Source organism: Massilia eurypsychrophila (assembly GCF_002760655.1).
In the GTDB taxonomy this organism is placed as follows: domain Bacteria; phylum Pseudomonadota; class Gammaproteobacteria; order Burkholderiales; family Burkholderiaceae_D; genus JAFCUW01.
Map to the genome: position 1 here is coordinate 64,733 of NZ_PDOC01000022.1, position 6,532 is coordinate 71,264.

Genomic DNA, 6,532 nt, shown 5'->3' on the forward strand with positions numbered 1-6,532 from the left:
GTAGAATCGACAGCTGGTGTCGAACGGCCCAGTCCGGCGCCGTCCCGTTTCTCGAAAATTTCCACGCATGACCGTCTCTTCGCCTTCGCGCTTTGCCTTGCTGCGCCGCCTGACTCCCGACTTTTTCACCAGTGCGCTGATGCTCGCGATGGTTGCCGCCACCTTCTGGCCGGCCGCCGGCGCGAGCGCGCGCGTGCTCGGCCATGTCACCACGGTGGCGATCGGCGCGCTGTTTTTCCTGCATGGCGCCAAACTCTCCGGCGCGGCCGTCAAGGCCGGCTTCACCCACTGGCGCCTGCACCTGCTGGTGCTGGCTTGCACCTTCGTCATGTTCCCGCTGCTGGGGCTGCTTCTGAAGCCTTTGGCGCTGACCTTGCTCACGCCCGAACTGTATCTCGGCATCCTGTTTTTGTGCGCGCTGCCGTCGACCTTGCAGTCGTCGATCGCCTTCACCGCGCTGGCGCGCGGCAATGTGGCCGCCGCCGTGTGCGCCGCGTCGGCGTCGAACTTCATCGGCATTTTCCTGACGCCGGTGCTGGTCGGCGCGCTACTGATGCACGGCGCCGCCGGCCAGGCGTCGTCGCTCGACGCGATCATCTCGTTTGCGCAGCTGCTGTTGTTGCCGTTCGTCGCCGGCCAGTTCGCGCGGCGCTGGATCGGGCCGTGGGTCGACCGCCACAAAAATGCGCTCAGGTATGTCGACCAGAGCTCGATCCTGCTGGTCGTGTACGGCGCCTTTTCCGAGGCGGTCGGGCAGGGGCTGTGGCAGAAGCTGACGCCTGGGACGCTGCTCAATCTCGCGCTGTTCAGCTGCGTGCTGCTGGCGCTGGCGATGGGCGCCACCATCCTGGTCAGCCGGCGGCTCGGGTTTTCCAGGGAAGACCAGATCGCGATCGTGTTTTGCGGCTCGAAGAAAAGCATGGCGAGCGGCGTGCCGATGGCAAAAGTGCTGTTTGCCACCTCGTCGCTGGGTGTGCTGATCGTGCCGCTGATGGTGTTCCACCAGATCCAGCTGATGGTGTGCGCGGTGCTGGCGCAGCACTACGGCAAGCGCCTCGACTAAGCGTTCACCGCGTCGTACGATTTGCGTGCCTGGTGGTCCCTCTGTGGCATGGCGAATATAATAAGCATGTCACGGAAATCTGATCATGTACCGCAACATCTTGCTTTGTTACGACGGCACCGAAGAGGGCCGCAACGCGCTCACCGAAGGCGCCGACGTGGCGCTGGCGATGAAGGCGCGCACCCACCTGCTGGCGATCTTGCGCAGCACCGGCGCCGACCTCGCGGTCGAGTCGCCCGGCGCGGCGCTGCTGTTCGACGACCACCACGGCGCGGTGCGCGTGCTGCGGGAAGGCGTCGACTGGCTCAAGTCGCGCCGCATCGACGCCGAGGGCCAGCTGGTATTTGGCGATCCCGCCAGCCACATCGCCACCTGCGCACGTGCGCTCGGCAGCGACCTGATCGTGGTGGGCCATCACCACCGCAGCCGGCTGGCGCGCTGGTGGGGCGAAGCGGAGGACGCCTTGCTGCTCGAAAGAGCGCCGTGCAGCATCCTGGTGGCGATCGCCGGCACCCCGGCCAAACCCTAGAGGTAGGCGAAGCGGAACACGAACACCGCCGCGATGATCCACACCACCGGCTTGACCTCGCGCGCGCGGCCGGTCGTCAGTTTCAGCACCGCGTAGGTGATGAAGCCGAAGGCGATGCCCTCGGCGATCGAGTAGGTGAACGGGATCACCAGCGCGGTGATCGCCGCCGGCACGCTTTCGGTGGTGTCGCTCCAGTCGATTTCGCCCAGTTCGCGCAGCATCAGGCAGGCGACGAACAGCAGCGCCGGCGCGGTGGCATACGCCGGCACCACGCCGGCCAGCGGGGCGATGAACAGGCACGCCAGAAACAGCACCGCCACCGTCACCGCGGTCAGGCCCGTGCGACCGCCGGCCTGCACCCCGGCCGCGCTTTCGATGTAGGCGGTGGTGCTGGAGGTGCCCAGCGCCGAGCCGGCGACGATTGCCACGCTGTCCGACAGCAGCGCCTTGTTGAGCCGCTTCATTTTGCCCTCGACCAGCAGGCCGGCGCGGTTGGCCACGCCCATCAGGGTGCCGGTGGCGTCGAACAGCTCAACGAGGAAGAACACCAGCACCACGTTGAGCAAGCCCATCGACAGCGCGGCCGGCACGTCCAGCTGCAGCAAGGTCGGCGCGATCGGTGGCGGAGCCGACACCAGGCCGTTGTACTTGTTATCGCCAAAGAAAAAGCTCAGTACCGTGACAGCGACGATGCCGATCAGGATTGCGCCCTTGACCTTCAGCCGGTCCAGCGTGACGATCAGCATGAAGCCGAAGATGGCCATCAGCGCCGGCGCCTTGTGCAGGTCGCCGGCGGTGACCATCGTCGCCGGGTTGGCCACCACCAGGCCGGCGCTTTTGAGCGCGATCAGCGCCAGGAACATGCCGAGTCCGACCGAGATGGCGGTGCGCAGCGACGGCGGGATGCCGTTGACGATCATCTCGCGCAGTCCCAGCACGCTCACCAGCACGAACAGGCAGCCCGACAGGAACACCGCGCCGAGCGCCGTCTGCCACGGCACGCCCATGCCCAGCACGACTGCGTAGGCGAAGTAGGCGTTCAGGCCCATGCCGGGCGCCATGCCGATCGGGTAGTTGGCGTACAGGCCCATGATCAGGCTGCCGATCGCGGCGGCCAGGCAGGTGGCTACGAACACCGCGTCCTTCGGCATGCCGGCGTCGCCGAGGATGGTCGGGTTGACGAAGATAATGTAGGCCATCGTCAGGAACGTGGTCAGGCCGGCCATCAGCTCCGTGCGCACGTCGCTGCCGCTCTCCTTGAGCTTGAAGAAAGTTTCCAGTGACACTGTGGTGCTCCCGATGAGGTTAGATGCCCGCCAGTATAGCGCCCGCCAGCAATAGCCACCGCTGGGGTCAGGTCTGACATTCGGACATTGTGCTGGGGTCAGGTCTGACATTCGGACATTTTGCTGGGGTCAGGTCTGACATTCGGACATTTCCAAAGCACGTTATATGTACAAGATTCGCGGAATGCAAGAAATCGTCGCTTGAGCTCGGCTATTTAGCTCAACAAATGTACGATTGTCAGACCTGACCCCGCAAATTTGTCGGATTGTCAGACCTGACCCCGGTATTTTGTCCGAATGTCAGACCTGACCCCGGTGTTGCGGATGGCCACGCGCAAGATCCACCAGATCAGCGCCGCCTGCAACGGCAGGCGCAATACCAGCAACGCGATCTGCCACGCCGGCCGGCTATCGGCAACGCCGTGAAGCAGCATCTGCACGTTCGCCGGCAGCACGGCGATCGACAGCGCGATCAGCCCCCAGCCGGAGACGCGCCGCAAGCGCGGCGACAGCACGCCGACGCCGCCGGCGATTTCGCACAGGCCGCTAATGGCGACCAGTTCGGCGTGCCAGCCAAGCCAGGGCGGCATCACGCGTGCGTAGGCGTCCGGCAGAACGAAGTGCATCACGCCGCCGACGATGAAAAACGCCGCCAGCAGAACGCGCCCGATTGTCACGACACGATCTCCAGGTCGAGAACCCGTTCGGCCAACCACACCAGGGCGATCGCCAGGATCAGCACCGAGCCGCCCACCAGCACCGCCTTGCGGTAGAACGCCGTGTTGCGCGCCAGGTAGGCGAGCGGCAGGAACACGGCGACGATGGCGATCTGTCCGAGTTCGACGCCGACGTTAAAGCCGACCAGCGACAGCAGCAGCGACGACGGCGGCAATCCCAGGTCGAGCAGCACGCTGGCAAAGCCGAACCCGTGCAGCAGGCCGAACGCGAACGCGGCGCCGGCGCGTTGGCCGCGAAACAGCGGCCAGATGTTGTTGGCAGCCGCCAGCGCCACCGACGCCGCGATCACCGACTCCACCACGCGCGACGGAATCGCCAGCACGCCAAGCGCGGCCAGGGTCAGCGTGATCGAGTGCGCCAGCGTGAAGGCGGTGACGATCTTCAGCACGTCGATCGCCGCCGGCCGCAACGCCGCGCCGCCGTCCCACGTGACGCCTTTGCGCACCAGTACCGCCGGCAGCAACAGGGCCAGCAAAAACAGGATGTGGTCGAAGCCAATCCAGATATGCCACACGCCGTGCTTGACGTAGTCGGCGAACTGGCGCCAGCGCGACGGGTCGGTCACCTGCAGCGACTGGCGCGCGCTGGCCGGCGTGAAGATCGCCGTCGACGTCACCGCGCCGCGCTCGAAGCGCAGCAGTCCCTTGTGCTGCGGGTCGATGTCGAACAGCAACTTGTAGTCGACGTCGAGCGTCGTCACGTCGGCGGTGCACACAGCCTGCAGGCGCAGCACCGCATAGGCGCCGTCGCTGTGGTCGTCGAGCAGGTGCGCCGTCACCGTCATGGGACAGGCGCTGCCGGCGCTGGCGACGGCCAGGCGCGACATCGCGTAGGCGGCGATGTCCGGGTGCCTGGCCCGCACTTCGTCCCACGTCAGCTCGCCGTTGCCGTCGGCGTCGAGTCCGATCGCCATGTCGAGGTCGCGCAGCGCGATGTCCCACTGGCCGTCGACCTGCTTGCCGGTGACTTTCAGCGCCAGGTAGCTGTCGCTCGGTTTGTGGGCCAGCGCCGGCAGCGCGCACAGCGCCATCGCCAGTGCCAGCAGCGCGGCCAGGGTGCGCCGCATCATGCTTTCGCTTTCAGCTTGGCCAGCGCCGCGGCAATCGTGCGGTCTTCCAGCTTCGTTTTGGCGATCCAGTCAAGCGCCGTCTGCGCCGCGGCGCGGTCGCCGCTGGCGACGGCCGCCTCGATCAGGATACGCAGGTCGGCCGACTCTTTTTGCACGGCCCAATTGAGCTTGGCCAGCCGCACCGCGCTTCGCGCGTCGCCGCGCAGCGCCAGTTCGAAGCGCGCCTGTTCGCGCTGGTGCACGGTGTCGCCGCGCAGGACGGCAGCGTCGAAACGGCTGCGCAGCGCATCGGCCTGCGCCGGCGCGTCGGCCGCGCCCATTGCCTTGAGCGCGATCGCGTAGCGCAGCAGCAGCGCGTCGATGCGGCCTTTGTCCTTGAGCAGCTTGGCCACCTCGGGCGCGCGGCCGCGGTCAAGCAGGAAGTCGCTGTAGGCGGCCAGCAGGTAGCTGTCCGGCTCTCCCGCGCCAAGTGCCTGGCGGAACTGGGCGTCGGCGGCGGCGTCGTCGCCAAGGCGCGCAGCCATTTCGGCCAGCAGCGTTTGCACCCAGATGCGCGTTTCGGCGTCGGTATCGGGATGGCGCGCCAGCGACGCTTTCAGGGCGGCGTTGCTGGCCTTCGCTTCGCCGCTGACGCTGCCCACGCTCGACAAGCACGTCTGCACCACCAGCGCCGGCGCGCGCGAGTGCAGGCGCATGCAGCTGCCCTTGGCGCCGGCGTAGTCGCCGGTGACGCTTTGCACGGTGGCGCGCGTGAGCCACGCCTGTGCGTTGCCGCTATCGCGCTGCAGCGCGGTGTCAAGGTCGGACAAGGCCAGCGCGAACTGGTGGGTGCTCTGGCGCAGCGTGGCGCGCAGCACCAGCACCTGATCCGGCGCCTGCGGCTGCTGCCACCATGGCGCCAGCGCGGCCTCGGCGTAACCGAGGTAGCGCGGATCGCCTTCGATGCGCGCCTGCTCGATATATCGGCGCGCGAGCGTGGTGGCGCGCTCCAGGTCTTTGGGATTGCGGGTCAGTTCTGCGCGCAGCGCCATCAGCTCGCGCTGGACCGGACTGGCGCGCGACGGCAGGCGTTCGACTACTTTGCTGCCATCGGTGGGAATATAGGGGGACGCGGCGCAGGCGGCGGCGAACGCGAATGCCAATGCGGGCACGGCGAAAAGAATGAGGACGTTCATGGAGCCCTTATGAAAAAGGCTGGAACCCTGCTCGCAAAAGCAAGGGTTCCAGCCGGGTCTACCGCAGTGACAATTACTAGATTGGCTGCGGCTCGGTGTTTTCCGGTGTCGTGGCGACGAGTGATTCTACCGCAGCGCTAGGCTCGGCGTCTTCCGGCGACGCTGTGCCAATCAGCGCGCTGACGGCCGCGAAGAAGGCATCGATTGCCGGCACCGGAGTTGGCGTCGGCGTAGGTGCAGGCGTCGGTGCATCCGGCGCGCGGTAGTCGTCGCCGTCGCCGCCGCAGGCGGCCAGGCTGGCAGCTGCCAGCACGGTCACTGCGATGGCTGCGGCCCGCTTGCGGCCGAGGGATGTAAATAGCTTCATGGATGTCTCCTCGACTTAGTTATTGCCCGGCAGCGGGGTGTTCAGGTACGGGAACACGCCCTTGAAGTCGGCGGCGGTCTTGCGCACCCCATCGGTCAGCGCCGCGCCGCCGGCTGGAGCATCGGACGGCTTGCAGCCAACTTTGAGCGTGTCGGTGGCGCCGGTCAGCACGCACAGCGCGCCCATGGCAACGCGCAGCGACAGGTCGGTGACGTCGTCGGCTGGACGGCGGCCGTTCGGGAAGCCGGCATTGTCGCCGGCGGCTACGCCGAGCGGACTCTGCGTAGCGACCGGACGCGGCGCGA

The 6,532-nt window shown here is 67.0% G+C and carries 8 protein-coding genes; 2 read left to right on the top strand and 6 right to left on the bottom strand.

Features of this window, described 5'->3' with window-relative positions:
- Positions 1-67: 67 nt before the first annotated feature.
- Positions 68-1,063, top strand: a complete 996-nt coding sequence (locus CR105_RS23015) for a bile acid:sodium symporter family protein (RefSeq protein WP_099792595.1) — start codon at positions 68-70, stop codon at positions 1,061-1,063.
- An 85-nt stretch (positions 1,064-1,148) separates the two neighbouring features.
- Positions 1,149-1,592, top strand: a complete 444-nt coding sequence (locus CR105_RS23020; protein WP_229414087.1) for a universal stress protein — start codon at positions 1,149-1,151, stop codon at positions 1,590-1,592.
- On the opposite strand, the gene CR105_RS23025 is transcribed toward CR105_RS23020, so the two are convergent.
- From CR105_RS23025 to CR105_RS23050, 6 genes are all read right to left on the bottom strand, one after another.
- Positions 1,589-2,818, bottom strand: coding sequence for an NCS2 family permease (locus CR105_RS23025; RefSeq protein ID WP_099792615.1), 1,230 nt, complete (start codon positions 2,816-2,818; stop codon positions 1,589-1,591). The genes CR105_RS23020 and CR105_RS23025 overlap by 4 nt on opposite strands.
- Before the next feature lie 329 nt (positions 2,819-3,147).
- Positions 3,148-3,555 carry a DoxX family protein gene (locus CR105_RS23030; RefSeq protein WP_131021812.1) on the bottom strand — a complete coding sequence of 136 codons (408 nt, stop codon included), beginning with the start codon at positions 3,553-3,555 and terminating at the stop codon, positions 3,148-3,150.
- On the bottom strand, positions 3,552-4,685 hold the full coding sequence (locus tag CR105_RS23035) for a HupE/UreJ family protein (RefSeq protein WP_099792599.1): 1,134 nt from the start codon (positions 4,683-4,685) through the stop codon (positions 3,552-3,554). The genes CR105_RS23030 and CR105_RS23035 overlap by 4 nt, the downstream gene beginning before the upstream one ends.
- Entirely contained in the window at positions 4,682-5,860 is a 1,179-nt protein-coding gene (locus CR105_RS23040) for a tetratricopeptide repeat protein (RefSeq protein WP_099792601.1), read from the bottom strand. Before CR105_RS23040 ends, CR105_RS23035 begins: the two co-directional genes overlap by 4 nt.
- 76 nt (positions 5,861-5,936) lie before the next feature.
- The gene (locus CR105_RS23045; RefSeq protein WP_099792603.1) at positions 5,937-6,227 is read right to left on the bottom strand and encodes a hypothetical protein; all 291 of its coding nucleotides are present in this window, start codon (positions 6,225-6,227) and stop codon (positions 5,937-5,939) included.
- Positions 6,228-6,242: 15 nt separating this feature from the next.
- The coding region (locus CR105_RS23050) for a DUF4331 family protein (RefSeq protein ID WP_143752802.1) at positions 6,243-6,532 on the bottom strand (290 nt) is incomplete at its 5' end.

Excerpts from the sequence above, each read along its gene's own strand:
- CR105_RS23015 (WP_099792595.1), top strand. The coding sequence starts at position 68 with ATGACCGTCTCTTCGCCTTCGCGCTTTGCCTTGCTGCGCCGCCTGACT.
- CR105_RS23020 (WP_229414087.1), top strand. The coding sequence starts at position 1,149 with ATGTACCGCAACATCTTGCTTTGTTACGACGGCACCGAAGAGGGCCGC.
- CR105_RS23025 (WP_099792615.1), bottom strand. The coding sequence starts at position 2,818 with ATGGCCGGCCTGACCACGTTCCTGACGATGGCCTACATTATCTTCGTC.
- CR105_RS23035 (WP_099792599.1), bottom strand. The coding sequence starts at position 4,685 with ATGATGCGGCGCACCCTGGCCGCGCTGCTGGCACTGGCGATGGCGCTG.
- CR105_RS23040 (WP_099792601.1), bottom strand. The coding sequence starts at position 5,860 with ATGAACGTCCTCATTCTTTTCGCCGTGCCCGCATTGGCATTCGCGTTC.
- CR105_RS23045 (WP_099792603.1), bottom strand. The coding sequence starts at position 6,227 with ATGAAGCTATTTACATCCCTCGGCCGCAAGCGGGCCGCAGCCATCGCA.